The organism is Streptomyces sp. NPDC079141, assembly GCF_040686775.1.
GTDB lineage: Bacteria > Actinomycetota > Actinomycetes > Streptomycetales > Streptomycetaceae > Streptomyces.
On the sequence record NZ_JBFBLP010000037.1, the window covers coordinates 1 to 16,585 of the forward strand.

The 16,585-nt window shown below is 72.7% G+C and carries 2 protein-coding genes; both read right to left on the reverse strand.

Annotated features, from left to right (window positions below):
• Positions 1-8,483, reverse strand: an 8,483-nt coding sequence (locus tag AB0Q90_RS41825) for an amino acid adenylation domain-containing protein (protein ID WP_363165968.1), incomplete at its 3' end; no start/stop codon positions are given.
• Between the two features lie 8 nt (positions 8,484-8,491).
• A complete protein-coding gene (locus AB0Q90_RS41830; RefSeq protein WP_363165969.1) occupies positions 8,492-16,567 on the reverse strand; it encodes an amino acid adenylation domain-containing protein in 8,076 nt (2,691 codons plus the stop codon).
• Between the last annotated feature and the right edge of the window lie 18 nt (positions 16,568-16,585).

Genomic DNA, 16,585 nt, shown 5'->3' on the forward strand with positions numbered 1-16,585 from the left:
AGCGGCGCGCCGATCGGCGGGACCACCGCACCCGACAACGGCATACTCATGCTCGCGCACACCGTCGACTCCGTCGGACCGTACGCGTTGATCATGCGGCGGCCACGCGACCAGCGGGCCACCAGGTCCGGCGGGCAGGCTTCACCGGCCACGACCAGGGTGGTCACGGTCGGCAGCGCGTCCTCCGGGAGGACGGCGAGCGCGGACGGCGGCAGCGTGATGTGCGTGATCTGCTCCTCGCGCACCAGCCCGGTCAGCGCCGCACCCGGCAACAGCCGCTCCGCAGGCGCCAGCACCAGCACCGCGCCCGCCAGCAGCGCCATGCACACCTCGGAGACGGCCGCGTCGAAGCTCGGCGACGCGAACAGCAGCACCCGGCTGTCCGCCGTAACAGCGAACCGCTCGATCTGCCCCGTGGCCAGGCTCGCGATACCGCGGTGCGAGACCGCCACACCCTTCGGACGCCCCGTCGAACCCGACGTATGAATCACATACGCGAGGGAGGCGACATCCGCGGGCGGGAGGTCGTCCGCGGCCCGACCGGAAGTGTCGGCCGCGGCCAGCCACGCCTCGTCGACCACGATCACCGGAGCGACGTCGTCGAGGATGTGCGCGATCCGCTCCGCGGGATACTCCGGATCCACCGGAACGTAAACCGCCCCCGCCTTCATGATGGCCAGCAGCGTGACCACCAGATCGGCCGAGCGCGGCAGCGACACCGCGACGGCCCGCTCCGGCCCCGCACCCCGCTCCACCAGCAGCCGCGCAAACCGGTTCGCCCGCGCATTCAACTCGGCATAGCTCAGCCGCGCACCCTCGAACACCACCGCCGTCGCATCCGGCGTCCGTGCCACCTGCGCCTGGAACAACTCCGGCAGAGTGCCCTCAGACACCGCACGCTCGGTGGCATTGAAGCCGTCGAGCAACACCGAACGCTCGTCAGCGGTGAGTACCTCGACGTGTCCGACGGGCAGTTCGGGCGCGTCGACCAGGGCGCGCAGCAGGCGTACGAACCGCTCGGTGAGCGTCGTGGCGCTGTCGCGGTCGTAGAGGTCGGCGCTGTACTCCAGCACACCCTTCAGCCCGCCGTCCGTGCCGCCGTCCTGCGCGGACCGCTCGACGAAGGCGAACGCCAGGTCGAACTTGGCGATGCCGGTGCCCACGGGCATCGGTGTGACCGTCAGCCCGTCCAGGTGCGCGGACGCGTCGAAGGTCTGGTGCTGGTCCGCCGCGTTCCAGGTGAGCATGGTCTGGAACAACGGGTGGCGGGACATCGACCGCTCGGGGTTGAGGACCTCAACCAGCCGCTCGAACGGCACGTCCTGGTGCGCGTAGGCGGCGAGCGCGGTGTTGCGCACCCGGCCGACGAGCTCGGCGAACGTGGGGTCGCCCGAGGTGTCGGTGCGCAGTACCAGCGTGTTCACGAAGAAGCCGACGAGGTCCTCAAGCGCGCCGTCGGTGCGGCCCGCGGTGGGCGTGCCCAGCGGGATGTCGGTACCGGCGCCCAGCCGCGTCAGCAGAGCGGCCAGCGCGGACTGCACCACCATGAACGGGCTCGCCTGCTGGGCCCGGGCCACGGCCACGACCTTGGCGTACACGTCCTGCGGAATGTCGAACGGCACCCGCCCGCCCTCGTGCGAGGAGACGGCCGGCCGCGGCCGGTCGACGGGCAGTTCCAACTCCTCGGGGAGTTCGGCCAGTTGCTCCCGCCAGTAGTCGATCTGGCGGACGAGGGCGCTGTCCGGGTCCTCCTCGGCGCCCAGCACGTCGCGCTGCCACAGCGTGTAGTCCGCGTACTGCGCGGGCAACGCCTGCCAGGCGGGCGCCGCACCGGCGCGGCGCGACGCGTACGCGGTGGTGAGATCACGCGCGAGCAGCGGCATGGACCAGCCGTCGCCCGCGATGTGGTGCACCAGCACGAGCAGCACGTGCTCCCGTTCGCCGGCCCGGAACAGCGTCGCCCGCAGCGGCGGCTCGGCCGACAGGTCGAAGCCGTGCCGCGCGGCCTTCTCCAGCGCGGCGGGCAGCCCGGCCTCGTCGGTCGGTACGACATCCAGGGCAGGTACGGCCTCCGCGGCAGTCAGCACGCGCTGGTACGCGCCCTCGGCGTCCTCGCCGAACACCGTGCGCAGCGACTCGTGCCGCGCCACCACGTCGGCCAGCGCCGCGCGCAGGGCGTCATGGTCCAGCTCACCGGTCAGCCGCAGCGAGACCGGCATGTTGTACGTCGGGCTCGGCCCCTCCAGCCGGTGCAGGAACCAGAGCCGCTGCTGCGCGTACGAAACCGGCACCCGGTCGGGCCGGGGCAGCGTCGCCCGCACGCCCTGCCGGGCCCCGTCCGCCGCGTCCAGCAGTCCCAGGAGCTTGGACACCGACCGGGCCTCGAAGGCCTGGCGGATGGTCAGTTCGAAGCCGAGCGCACTGCGCACCCGGCTGACCAGCCGGATCGCGAGCAGCGAGTGCCCGCCGAGCTCGAAGAAGTCGTCGTCGACACCGACCTCGGGCACGCCGAGGACATCGGCGTACAGCCCGCACAGGATCTCCACCCGGGGATCCAACGGCGCCCGCACGACGAGGCTCGCGCCCGCGTCGGCGTACGTCTCCGCGGTGTACTCGGGGTCGGGGAGGGCGCGGCGGTCGAGCTTGCCGTGCGAGGTCAGCGGCAGCGCGTCCAGGACGACGATCGCGGCCGGGACCATGTACTCCGGCAGGGACTCGGCCAGCGACTTGCGCACCAACTGCGTGTCTACGGCGGGGGCTTCGTCCTGCGGGACGACGTAACCCAGCAGCCGTCCCTCGCGAACGATGACGGCGGCCTGCGCGATGTGCGCGTGCGCGGCGAGGGCGGACTGGATCTCGCCCAGCTCGATGCGGTAGCCGCGCACCTTGACCTGGTCATCGGCACGGCCGACGTACTCCAGCTGGCCGTCGCGGTTCCAGCGGGCGATGTCGCCGGTGCGGTACATGCGCGTGCCGGCCGGGCCGTAGGGGTCGGCGACGAACCGCTCCGCCGTCAGGGCCGGGCGGTCCAGGTAGCCGCGGGCCAGCACCACGCCCGCGACGTACAGCTCGCCCGGGGTGCCGACGGGGACCGGCTTGAGGGCGGCATCCAGGACGTAGGTACGGGTATTGGCGAACGGACGACCGATCGGCACCGCACCCGAAGGCGTCTCCGTCCCCGGTTCGAGGCGGAACTCGGCACAGTTGACCGTCGCCTCCGTCGGGCCGTAGGCGTTGATCACCTGGACCTGCGGGTGCGCCTCCCGCCAGCCCGCCAGGGCCTCGCCACGCAGGGCTTCACCGCCGATGACGAGCGTGCCCGACGGCGACGCCGCCTTGGGCAGCGCCTCCAGCAGGCCCAGGTGCGAGGGGGTGACCTTCATGAAGGTCACATCCGACACGGACTCGTCGAGGTCACCGACGACGATCCGGCCGCCACTGACGAGCGGGGACCACAGTGCGGTAACCGTCAGGTCGAACGCGAACGAGGAGTGCACCAGCGACACGCCCGCCGCCTGCGGATACACCTCCCGCGCCCGCACCAAGTACGCGCCCACCGAGGCGTGTTCGACGACCACACCCTTCGGACGCCCCGTCGAACCCGACGTATAGATCACATACGCCGGCCACGACAGCTCCACCGCAGGCAGGTTCTCCGCCGACAGATCGTCGAAGTCGGCCTGCTCCAGCCACTGCTCGTCGATGACCAGCGCCGGGTCGGCGTCCTCCAGGATGTAGTCGATGCGCTCCTGCGGGTATCCGGGATCGACCGGGACGTAAGCCGCCCCCGCCTTCACGACGGCCAGCAGTACGGCCACCAGCTCCGCCGACGGCGGCAACACCACCGCCACCCGCCGCTCCGGACCAGCACCCCGCTCCACCAGCAGCCGCGCCAGCCGATTCGCCCGCCCATTCACCTCGGCATAGGTCAGTTCCCCGACCGCAACCGCGTCCGGAGTCCGCGCCACCTGCGCCTCAAACAACTGCGGCAACGCCGACACCGAAACACTGCGGGCCGTATCGATCCACTCCCCCAACACCAAGCCCCGCTCAGCATCGGACAGCACATCCACACCACCGACCCGCACCCCCGGATCAGCAACCACAGCCCCCAGCACCCGCACCAACCGCTCGGCCAACAGCTCAGCAGTCACCGCGTCGAACAGATCCGTGCTGAACTCCAGCGCGCCGCGCATGCCGACGGGTGTGCCGTCGGTCTCACGCTGCTCGGAGAACCGGAAGAGGAGGTCGAACTTGGCCGCGCCGAGGTCGACGGGTTCCGGTGCGACGGTGAGCCCGGGCAGGTTCTGGACCGCGTCGGCCGCGGCCTGCTGGTCGATGTTGTTGAAGACGAAGCGCACCTGGAAGAGCGGGTGCCGGGAGGTGACGCGGGTGGGGTTGAGGACCTCCACCAGCCGCTCGAAGGGCACGTCCTGATGGGCGTACGCGGCCAGGTCCGTCTCGCGGACCCGCGCGACCAGTTCACGGAAGGTCGGGTTGCCGGACAGGTCGGTGCGCAGCACCAGCGTGTTGATGAAGAAGCCGACCAGGTCCTCCACCGCGTCGTCGGTGCGGCCGGCGATCGGAGTGCCCAGGGGGATGTCCGTGCCCGCGCCGAGCCGCGAGAGCAGCGTCGCCAGGGCCGACTGCACCACCATGAAGGGGCTCGCCTGGCACTCGCGCGCCAGCTCCACGAGTCGGGCGTGCACCGCCGGCGTGATCTCGAACGGAACCGATCCGCCCTCGAAGGACGCCGCTTCGGAACGCTGCCGGTCGACCGGCAGCTCCAGTTCCTCGGGAAGCCCGGCCAGCGCCTGCTTCCAGTAGTCCAGCTGCTGCGAGATCGGGCTGCCGGGGTCCTCGTCGGAGCCCAGCACCTCGCGCTGCCACAGCGTGAAGTCCGCGTACTGGACGGGCAGTTCGGACCAGCCGGGTGCAGTGCCCGTGGCTGCGGACGTGTAGGCCGTGGTCAGGTCACGCGCGAACAACGGCATGGACCAGCCGTCGCCCGCGATGTGGTGCACCAGCACCAGCAGTACGTGCCGCTCCGGGCTCAGTTCGAACAGCCAGGCGCGTACGGGGATTTCGGCGCCGAGGTCGAAGCCGTACTGGGCCGCCGCTTCCAGCGCGGCGGGCAGCCCGGCCTCGTCCGTGCGGACGACCTCCAGGACGGGTACGGCCTCCGCGGCAGTCAGCACGCGCTGGTAAGGACCCTCGGCGTCCTCGCCGAAGACCGTCCGCAGCGACTCGTGCCGCGCCACCACGTCGGCCAGCGCCGTGCGCAGGGCGTCATGGTCCAGCTCACCGGTCAGCCGCAGCGAGACCGGCATGTTGTACGTCGGGCTCGGCCCCTCCAGCCGGTGCAGGAACCACAGTCCGCGCTGCGCGAAGGACAGCGGCAGACGCTCGGGGCGAACTGCCGCCCGGACGACGGCAGTCCGGCCCTCGTTCGCGGTGTCGAGCGCCGCGGCCAGGGCGGCGACGGTGGGGGTGCTGAAGATCTGCCGCACGGGCAGTTCGACGCCGAGGGCCGAACGGATTCGGCTCGCCAGTCGCGTGGCCAGCAGCGAGTGGCCGCCACGGTCGAAGAAGCTGTCGTCGACGCCCACGTCCGGAGTGCCGAGCACCTCGGCGAACAGACCGCACAGGATCTCCTCGCGCGGCGAACGCGGCGCCCGGGAACGGGACTTCACCTCGAACTCGGGCATGGGCAGAGCACGGCGGTCGAGCTTGCCGTGCGAGGTCAGCGGCAGCGCGTCCAGGACGACGACCGCGGCCGGGACCATGTACTCCGGCAGCTCCACCGCGAGAGCGGCTCGCACGGCCGCCACGTCGAGCGCCGCACCGGCCTCCGGTACGGCATAGCCGACGAGCCGCTTGTCACCGGGCCGGTCCTCGCGAACGATGACGGCTGCCTGCGCGATGTGCGCGTGCGCGGCGAGGGCGGACTGGATCTCGCCCAGCTCGATGCGGTAGCCGCGCACCTTGACCTGGTCATCGGCACGGCCGACGTACTCCAGCTGACCGTCACGGTTCCAGCGGGCAACGTCTCCGGTCCGGTACATACGCGTGCCCGGAGCACCGTAGGGGTCGGCGACGAAACGCTCCGCCGTCAGGGCCGGGCGGTCCAGGTAACCGCGGGCCAGCACCACACCCGCCACATACAGCTCGCCCGGGGTGCCGACCGGTACCGGCTGCAACGCCGCATCCAGCACGTAGGTACGGGTGTTGGCGAACGGACGGCCGATCGGCACCGCACCCGACGGCGTCTCCGTCCCCGGTTCGAGGCGGAACTCGGCACAGTTGACCGTCGCCTCCGTCGGGCCGTAGGCGTTGATCACCTGGACCTGCGGGTGCGCCTCCCGCCAGCCCGCCAGGGCCTCGCCACGCAGGGCCTCACCGCCGATGACGAGCGTGCCCGACGGCGACGCCGCCTTGGGCAGCGCCTCCAGCAGGCCCAGGTGGGAGGGGGTGACCTTCATGAAGGTCACGTCCGACACGGACTCGTCGAGATCACCGACGACGATGCGGCCGCCACTGACGAGCGGGGACCACAGGGCGGTCACCGTCAGGTCGAACGCGAACGAGGAGTGCACCAGCGACACCCCGGCCGCCTGCGGATACACCTCCCGCGCCCGCACCAAGTACGCGCCCACCGAGGCGTGTTCGACGACCACACCCTTCGGACGCCCCGTCGACCCCGACGTATAGATCACATACGCCGGCCACGACAGCTCCACCGCAGGCAGGTTCTCCGCCGACAGATCGCCGAGGTCGGCCTGCTCCAGCCACTGCTCGTCGATCACCAGCGCCGGGTCGGCGTCCTCCAGGATGTAGTCGATGCGCTCCTGCGGGTATCCGGGATCGACCGGGACGTAGGCCGCCCCCGCCTTCACCACGGCCAGCAGCACAGCCACCAGCTCCGCAGACGGCGGCAACACCACCGCCACCCGCCGCTCCGGACCAGCACCACACTCCCGCAGCAGCCGCGCCAGCCGGTTCGCCCGCGCATTCACCTCGGCATAGGTCAGTTCCCCGACCGCAACGGCATCGGGAGTCCGCGCCACCTGCGCCTCGAACAACTGCGGCAACGCAGCAACCGACACATCCGGAGCAGCCGTATCGATCCACTCCCCCAACACCAAGCCCCGCTCAGCATCGGACAGCACATCCACACCACCGACCCGCACCCCCGGATCAGCAACCACAGCCCCCAGCACCCGCACCAACCGCTCGGCCAGCGCCTGCGCCGACTCGCGGTCGACGAGGTCGGGCTGGAAGTCCAGTCGGAAGCTGAGTTCCTTGCCGGGGTGGGCGACGAGGCCGTAGGCGTAGTGCATCGCCGAGCGGCTCTGGGCGGAGGCGAGGCGGAGGCCGCCCACGTCGGCCGAGGAGTCGAGGCCCGCGCTGTCGAGGGGGTAGTTCTCGAACACCATGGAGGTGTCGAAGAGTTCGCCCTTGCCGATGGCCCGCTGGAGGTCGGCCAGGCCGATGTACTGGTACTCCAGGAGCGCGGACTGTTCCCGCTGGAGGCGCTCAAGGAGGCCGCCGAGGGACTCGGCGGGGTCCAGGCGCAGCCGCAGGGGCAGGGTGTTGATGAACAGGCCCACCATGTCCTCGACGCCGGCGAGGTCGGCGGGGCGGCCGGAGACGGTGACGCCGAAGGCGACGTCGGTGCGGCCGAGGAGGCGGGACAGGGCGAGGCCCCAGGCACCCTGGACGACGGTGTTGAGGGTGACGCCGAGGGTCCGGGCGCGGTCGGCCAGGGCGCGGGTGGTCTCGGCGGGCAGGCCGAACTCGACCTTGTCCGGGACGACGGGGGTGCGGCCGGGGACGGCGGGCGCGATCCGGGACGGCTCGTCGAAGTCCTCGAAGGCCTGGGTCCAGGCGTCCAGCGCGGCGTCGCGGTCACGTCCGGCGAGCCAGGCGAGGTACTCGCGGTAGGGGCGCGGGCGGGGCAGGGCGTCGGTGTCGCCCCGGGAGACGTACAGCGCGAGGAGTTCGCGCAGGAGGACGGGCAGCGACCAGCCGTCGAGGACGGCGTGGTGGACGGCGAGGGCGAGCCGGTGCCGTTCGGCGCCGAGGCGGATCAGGGTGAACCGGAGCAGCGGCGGCCGGCCGAGGTCGAAGCGGCGGGCGCGGTCCTCGGTGATGATCCGCTCGGCCTCGGTCTCGCGGTCGGCCTCGGGCAGGCCGGCGAGGTCGGTCTCGGTCCAGCTCGGCGGGGCGTCGCCGAGGACGACCTGGACCCATTCACCGGTCTTGCGCTGGCGGAAGCCCGCGCGGAGGTTGGTGTGGCGCCGGACGAGGGCCTGCGCGGCGGTGTGCAGCGCGGCGGAGTCCAGGGTTCCTTCGACGTCGAAGACGAGTTGGACGGTGTAGATGTCGGCGCCGCGGTCGTCGTAGACGCTGTGGAAGATGAGACCTTCCTGCAGCGGCGAAAGGGGCAGGATGTCCTCGATGGAACGGGACTTACGGCTCACGGCTTTCCTCACTCGTCTTCCTGGTCTGCGAAGAAGTCGTCTTCGAATGCGTCGATCTCGTCCTGGCTGATGTTCACCAGGGACACGTCCGACGGGGTGAGACCCCCCGCGTCGGGATGCCGGGCGTGCTCGGCGAGGCCGCGCAGGGCGGCGAACCAGCCCTCGGCCACCTGGCGCACCTCGGTCTCGGACAGCAGCCGCCCGGCCCAGGTCCAGGTGGCGACGAGTTCGGGCCCGTCGGTGCCGTCCTGGGTGAGGGCGTTGAGCTCCAGCACATGGGTCAGGGGTGTGCCGGGGTCGTCGCCGGGGACGAGTGCCCCGACGTCGGGTACGGCGGTGAAGTCGGCTGCCTCCCGGGCCGTGACGCGGCCCAGGTAGTTGAATCCGAGCTGGGGTCGGGCGAGTTCGGCGAGCACGCCCTTGGTCTTGGGGTTGAGGTGGCGCAGCAGGCCGTATCCGACGCCGTTGTCGGGGACGGCGCGCAGCTGTTCCTTGACGGTCTTCAGGACGCGGCCGACGGTGGGGCCGCCGGCGAGGGCGTCCGCGCGGGCGGTGCGGTCCAGCGGGCCCGGGTCCAGGCGCACGGGGTAGAGGCTGGTGAACCAGCCGACGGTGCGGGACAGGTCGGCGCCGGGGACGAGTTGTTCCTCGCGGCCGTGTCCCTCGACGTCCACGAGGAGGCCCGCGTCGTTGGTGCCGGGCCGGTCGGCGAGGGCCAGGGCGAGGGCGGTGAGGAGTCCGTCGGTGACGCCGGTGCCGAAGACGGAGCCCACGGTGGTGAGCACGGCCTCGGTGACGTCCGCGGACAGCGTGAGCGTGAGGGAGCCGGATGTGGCGTGGGTGTCGCGTGCCGGGTCCAGGGTGTCCGTGCCGAGCGGCCGCTCGCTGCCCCGCAGGGTGTCGGCCCAGTGGGCGAGCTGGTCGGTGCGCGCGGGGTCCGTCGCGGCGGTGTGCAGGGCGGTGGCCCAGTGCCGGAAGGATGTGCCGGCGGGGGCGAGTTCGGAGCTGCCGCCGGAGGCGGCCGACTGCCAGGCCTCGGCCAGGTCGGTGACGATGATGCGCCAGGAGACGCCGTCGACGACGAGGTGGTCGGCGAGGAGCAGGAGCCTGCCGGGCGCCTGCGGGCCGCGGTCCAGCCAGACGGCCTGGAGCATGATGCCGTCGGCGGGCGCGAGCCGGTCGAGGGCGGCCCGTGCGTGCTCGGTGAGCAGCGCGTGCAGGGTGGCGGGGTCGGCGTTCGCGGCGTCGACGCGGGTCAGGCAGTGCGCCGCGTCGAGGGCGCCCGGCTGCGGGATGTCCGCGTGCGGCAGCCCGGAGTCGTCCGTGGTGCACCGCATGCGCAGGGCGTCGTGCCGGTCCAGTACGGCCTGCAGGGCGTCGCGCAGATCGTCGTACGCCATGGCCGCGGGGACCTGGATGACGACGGACTGGTTGAACCGGTCGAGGCGTCCGCCGCGGTCGGCGAGCCAGTGCATGATCGGGGTGAGCGGGACGGGCCCGGTGGCGGGTTCCTGCGGGGTGTCGTCGACGGGTGCGGGTGCGCGGCCGGTGATCGCCTCGGCGAGCGCGGCGACCGTGCGGTGGTCGAAGACGTCGCGCGGGGTGAGGGTGAGGCCGGCCTTGCGGGCCCGGCTGACGAGCTGGATGGAGACGATGCTGTCGCCGCCGAGGTCGAAGAAGCTGTCGTCGACGCCGATCCCGGGCACGCCCAGGACCTCGGCGAAGAGGGCGCACAGTGTCTCCTCCACCGGCCCCGAGGCGGCCCGTCCGGTGGAGCGGGGCTCGTAGGTGGGGGCGGGCAGGGCCTTGCGGTCCAGCTTTCCGTTGGTGGTCAGGGGCAGTTCGGGCAGCGGCACCAGGGCGGTGGGCACCATGTAGTCGGGCAGCCGGGCGGCGAGGTGGGCGCGGACCTCGGTGAGGTCGAGGGGCGTGTCCAGGGCGACGACGTAGCCGGTCAGGCGCTTGTCGCCGGGCTGGTCCTCGCGGACGACGACCGCGCTCGCCCGGATGCCCGGGTGGGCGGCGAGGGCGGCCTCGATCTCGGCGAGCTCGATCCGGAAGCCGCGAACCTTGACCTGGTCGTCGGCCCGGCCGACGAACTCCAGCCGGCCGTCGGTGTTCCAGCGCACCAGGTCGCCGGTGCGGTACATGCGCTCGCCCGGTGCCCCGAAGGGACAGGCCACGAAGCGTTCCGCGGTGAGGTCCGGGCGTGCCCAGTAGCCGCGGGCGAGGCCGCTGCCGGCCACGTACAGCTCGCCGGGGACGCCGTCGGGCACGGGGTGCAGGGCGGTGTCGAGGACGTACATGCGCATGTTGTCCAGCGGGCGTCCGATGGGGACGACGCTGGGCAGCCGCTGGGCGTCGGCGGCGCCGACCGGGTTGCGGGTGGCGAACACGGTGGTCTCGGTGGGGCCGTAGCCGTTGACGACCTCGATGTGCGGGCAGCGTTCCAGGACGCGGCGCACGGCGGCGGGCGGGACGACGTCGCCGCCGGTCCACACCTGGCTGACGCCGCGGAAGCAGTCGGGCTGCTCCTCGGCGAGGACCGCGAACAGGCCGGCGGTCAGCCACAGTCCGGTGATCCCGTGTCCGGTGATCAGCGCGCCGATGGCCTCGACGCCGAGGTCCCCGGCGGGTGCGACGACGACGCTGCCGCCGCACAGCAGGGCGACCCACAGCTCCAGGGTGAGCGCGTCCCAGGCGTGCGGGGAGTGCAGCAGGACACGGTCCGCGGAGCCGGAGGTCCACCACTGGTCCTGGGCGAGGTCGGCGATGTTCCCGTGGGTCGCGGCGACGCCCTTGGGCAGGCCGGTGGAGCCGGAGGTGAACATCACGCAGGCCAGGTCGCCGGGCGTGGGGACGAATCCGGGCGCGGAGGTGTCCTCGTGGGCGAGGGCGTCGGCGGTGGCCGGGTCGTCGACGACGAGGAGGTCCAGCGGGCCTGCGACGGTCCCGGCCCGCTCCCGCAGGGCCCGGTCGGTGACGATCAGCGGGGTGCCGGTCTCGCCGAGGATCCAGCGCAGCCGCTCGTCCGGGTAGGTGGCGCTGAGCGGCACATAGACACCGCCGGCCTTGAGGACGGCGAGGACGGCGACGACGAGGTCGACGGAGCGTTCCATCAGCAGGGCGACCCGGGTCTCGCGCCGCACGCCCGCGCGGCGCAGCCGGTGCGCCAACTGGTGGGCGCGTGCCGAGAGTTCGGCGTAGGTGAGCTCGGTGCCGTCCCCGATGAGGGCCGTCCTGTCCGGCGTGGCCTCGGTGTGGGCCTCGAAGAGCCCGAGCAGCGTGGCCGCGGGGGTGGGCCGGGCGGTGTCGTTGCGGCCGTCGACGAGCAGCCGGCGTTCCTCGGCGCCGAGGACGTCGACCCGGAAGACGGGTGCGTCGGGGGCGGCGAGGACGGCTTCCAGGACGCGCACCAGCCGGTCGGCGAGCGTGCGGGCCGTGGTCCGGTCGTAGAGGTCGGTGGCGTATTCGAGGCGGCCGGTGAGTCCGGGTCCGTTCTCGTGGGCGCGGGCGAAGCCGAAGGACAGGTCGAACTTGGCGACGCCGGTGTCGAGCCGGTAGGGGGCGACTTCGAGTCCGGGCAGGGCGGCGGCCCGGGAGAGGGCCTCCTGTTCGGCGGTGTCGTCGAGGGTGAGGACGGTCTGGAACAGCGGGTGCCGGGAGGTCGAGCGGGTGATGTCGAGCGCGTCGACGAGCCGCTCGAAGGGCACGTCCTGGTGGGCGTAGGCCGCCAGGTCGAACTCCTTGACCCGGCCGACGAGTTCGCGGAAGGACGGCTCGCCGGACAGGTCGGTGCGCAGCACCAGCGTGTTGACGAAGAAGCCGATCAGGTCTTCTACGGCGTCGTCGGCGCGGCCCGCGATGGGGGTGCCGATCGGGATGTCGGTGCCCGCGCCCAGCCGCGACAACAGCGTTGCCAGCGCGGCCTGGAGGACCATGAACGGGGTGGCGCGCAGCTCCCTGGCCAGCTCCGTCAGCCGCTCGTGCAGGGCGGCCGGCACCTCGAACTCCACGACGTCGCCGGTGTACGACGTCGTGGCCGGGCGGGGCCGGTCGGCGGGGATGTCGAGTTCCTCGGGCAGTTCGGCCAGCGCGTCCCGCCAGAAGGCGAGTTGGCGGGAGACGAGGCTGTCCGGGTCGTCCTCGGAGCCGAGCGCGTCGTTCTGCCAGAGGGTGAAGTCGGCGTACTGGACCGGCAGTTCGTCCTGATGGGGTGCGTGTCCGGCGCGCCGGGCGGTGTAGGCGGCGGCGAGGTCGTGGGCGAAGGCGAGGGTGGACCGGCCGTCGCCCGCAATGTGGTGGAGCACCACGAGCAGGACGTGCTCGCGGTCGTCGCGGGAGAACAGCACGGCCCGCAGCGGGAGTTCGACGCCGAGGTCGAAGGCGTAGCGGGCCGCCGCGCGCAGCTGCGTCTCGTCGGTGGCCGTGTGCAGCGCGGGGCGCGCCTGGTCGAGGACGACCTGGTACGGGCCCTGCTCGTCCTCGGCGAAGACGGTGCGCAGTGTCTCGTGCCGGGCCACCACGTCGGCCAGGGCCGCCTCCAGGGCCGCCCGGTCGAGGTCTCCGGTCAGGCGCAGGGCGAGCGGGATGTTGTAGGTGGCGGACGGGCCGTCGAAGCGGTGCAGGAACCACAGCCTGCGCTGCGCGAACGACAGCGGCAGCCGCTCGGGGCGTTCGGCCCGGGCGACGGGGCGGACGGTGCCGCTCGCGGTCGTGTCCAGGACCGGTGCCAGGCCGGCGACGCTGGGCGCCTCGAACAGGTCCCGCACCGACAGCTCCGCGCCGAGCGTGGCGCGGATGCGGTTGACGAGGCGGGTGGCGAGCAGGGAGTGGCCGCCCAGGTCGAAGAAGCCGTCGTCGATGCCGACCCGCTCCACGCCGAGCACTTCGGCGAACAGACCGCACAGGATCTCCTCGCGCGGCGAGCGCGGAGCACGGTACCCGGCCTTGTCCGAGGTGCCGTACTCGGGTGCGGGCAGTGCCCGGCGGTCCAGCTTGCCGTTGACCGTCAGCGGCAGTGCCGCGAGCGGTACGACGGCCGACGGCACCATGTACTCGGGCAGTTCGGCCGTGAGCCGGTCCCGTACGGAGGCGGTGTCGAGTGTGTCGCCGTCGGGCACCGCGTAGGCGACCAGGCGCTTGTCGCCTGGCCGGTCCTCGCGGACGACGACGGCGGCCTGGGCGATCCGCGGGTGGGCCAGGACGACGCTCTCGATCTCGCCGAGTTCGATACGGAAGCCCCGGATCTTGACCTGGTCGTCGGCGCGGCCCAGGTACTCCAGCTCGCCGTCCGCGGTCCACCGCGCCAGGTCGCCGGTGCGGTACATGCGCTCCCCCGGCGCCCCGAACGGGCAGGCCACGAAGCGCTCCGCGGTCAGCCCGGGACGGTTCAGATAGCCGCGGGCCAGACCGGCACCGGCGACGTACATCTCGCCCGTGACGCCGGCCGGGGCCGGACGCAGGGCGTCGTCGAGGACGTACACCCGCAGGTCGCGGATGCCGACGCCGATCAGGCTGCGGTGCTCGCCGGTCCAGGCGGCGGAGTCCAGGGCGCGCACGCTGACATGGACGGTCGTCTCGGTGATGCCGTACATGTTGACCAGCACCGGATCCGTGTCGCCGTGCCGGCGGCCCCAGCTCTCCAGCCGGCCGAGGTCGAGCGCCTCGCCGCCGAAGATCACCCGGCGCAGGGCCAGCCGGTCGCCGAGGCCGGGGTGGTCCCGGTCCGCCTGCATCAGCTGGTAGAAGGCCGAGGGGGTCTGGTTGAGCACGGTGACCCGCTCACGCACGAGCAGCCGCAGGAACTCCACCGGGTTGCGGCTGACCTCGAACGGCACGACGACGAGCCGGCCGCCGTACAGCAGCGGACCCCACAGCTCCCACACCGAGAAGTCGAACGCGGCGGAGTGGAACAGGGTCCACACGTCGTCCGCACCGAAGCCGTAGCTGTCCTCGGTGGCGGTGAACAGCCGCACCACGTTGGCGTGCGGAATCACCACGCCCTTGGGGCGGCCGGTGGAGCCGGAGGTGTAGATGACGTACGCGGGGTGCGCCGGGCCGGCCGGGACGCGGTCGCGTCCGGGGGCGGCGGGCCCACCGGCGGCGACCGCGGCGAGCCACTCCTCGTCGACGACGAGGACGGGGTCGGTGTCCTGGAGGATGTAGGCGATGCGCTCCTGTGGGTAGCCGGGGTCGACGGGGACGTACGCCGCCCCGGACTTCACGACCGCCAGCAGGGCCACGACGAGGTCCAGGCCGCGCGGCAGGGACACCGCGACGAACCGCTCCGGGCCCGCGCCGTGCGCCACGAGGTGGTCCGCCAGCCGGTCGGCCCGCTCGTTCAGGTCCCGGTAGGTCAGCGACCGCTCCTCGCAGGTGACGGCGACCGCGTCGGGGGCGTCGGCGACCCGCTGCTCGAAGAGTTCGGCGAGCGACCGGGTCGGAGCGGGCGTGCCGCCCGCGCCGGCCGCGGCCAGCAGCCGGGCGCGCTCGGCCGCGTCGGTGACGTCGACGCGGGTGACCGGCCGCTCGGGGTCGGCCAGCACGGCGTCGAGGACGCGCACCAGACGCCCGGTGAGGGTCACGGCGCTGTCGTGGGTGTACAGGTCGGCGCTGTAGGCGAGGCTGCCGGCCAGTCCCGCGGGCGCTCCGTCGGCGGCCCGCCGCTCCTCGAAGACGAAGGACAGGTCGAACTTCGCCGCCGTGGTGTCCACCGGTTCGGGGCGTACGGCGAGGCCCGGCAGGCCGCGCAGCGCGCCCAGCGCCTGCTCGGTGGTGTCGTTCCAGGTCAGCGAGGTCTGGAAGAGGGGGTGGCGGGCCATGGAGCGGGCCGGGTTGAGCGCGTCGACGAGCCGCTCGAACGGCACGTCCTGGTGGGCGTACGCCGACAGGTCGAACTCCCGCACCTGGGCGACCAGTTCACGGAAGCTCGGCTCGCCGGACAGGTCGGTGCGCAGCACCAGCGTGTTCACGAAGAACCCGACCAGGCCTTCGAGGGCGTCGTCGGCGCGTCCGGCGACCGGGGTGCCGATCGGGATGTCCGTCCCGGCGCCCAGCCTCGACAACAGCGTTGCCAGCGCGGCTCGCACCACCATGAACGGCGTGGCGCGCAGCTCCCGGGCCAGCCCCGTCAGCCGCTCGTGCAGAGCGGCCGGCACCTCGAACTCCACCACGCCACCGGTGTACGAGGACACGGCGGGCCGACGGTGGTCGGTGGGCAGCTCCAGCTCCTCGGGCAGCCCGGCCAACGCGTCCTTCCAGTACGTGAGCTGGCGCGCGAGCAGGCTGTCCCGGTCGGTCTCAGAACCGAGCGTACGGCGCTGCCACAGGGCGTAGTCCGCGTACTGCAACGGCAGTTCGGCCCAGCTCGGGGCGTGCCCGGCACGGCGGGCCGCATAGGCGGTCGTCAGGTCCCGCGCGAGCGGCCCCACCGACCAGCCGTCACCGGCGATGTGATGCAGGACGAGCAGCAGCACATGCTCCCGCTCCCCGAGCTCGAACAGCCGCACCCGCAGCGGAAGTTCGGCCGACAGATCAAAGGCGCGCCCGGTCTCCCCGGCCAGCCTCTCACCGAGTACGGCGTTGTCGACGGCCTCGGTCAGCAGGCGCGGTGCGGCCTCACCGGCGTCGAGCACCCGCTGGTGCGGGCCGTCCGCGTCCTCGGCGACGACGGTGCGCAGCGGCTCGTGCCGGGCCACCACGTCGGCCAGCGCCGCTTCGAGCGCGGTGCGGTCCAGGTCACCGGTCAGCCGCAGCGCGGCGGGGATGTTGTACGTGGCGGACGCCTCGTCGAACTGGCTGAGGAACCACAGGCGTTCCTGCGCGAACGACAACGGCAGCCGCTCGGGGCGCTCGGCCGAGCGCGCGGCGGCGCGTGCGGATCCGGTGCCCTGCCAGGCGGCGAGTCCGGCGACGGTGGGTGTCTCGAAGAGACGGCGGACCGGCAGCTCGACGCCGAGGGTGGCGCGGATGCGGTTCGCCAGACGGGTGGCCAGCAGGGAGTGACCGCCCAGGTCGAAGAAGCCGTCGTCGATACCGACCCGCTCCACGCCCAGCACCTCGGCGAACAGACCACACAGGATCTCCTCGCGCGGCGAACG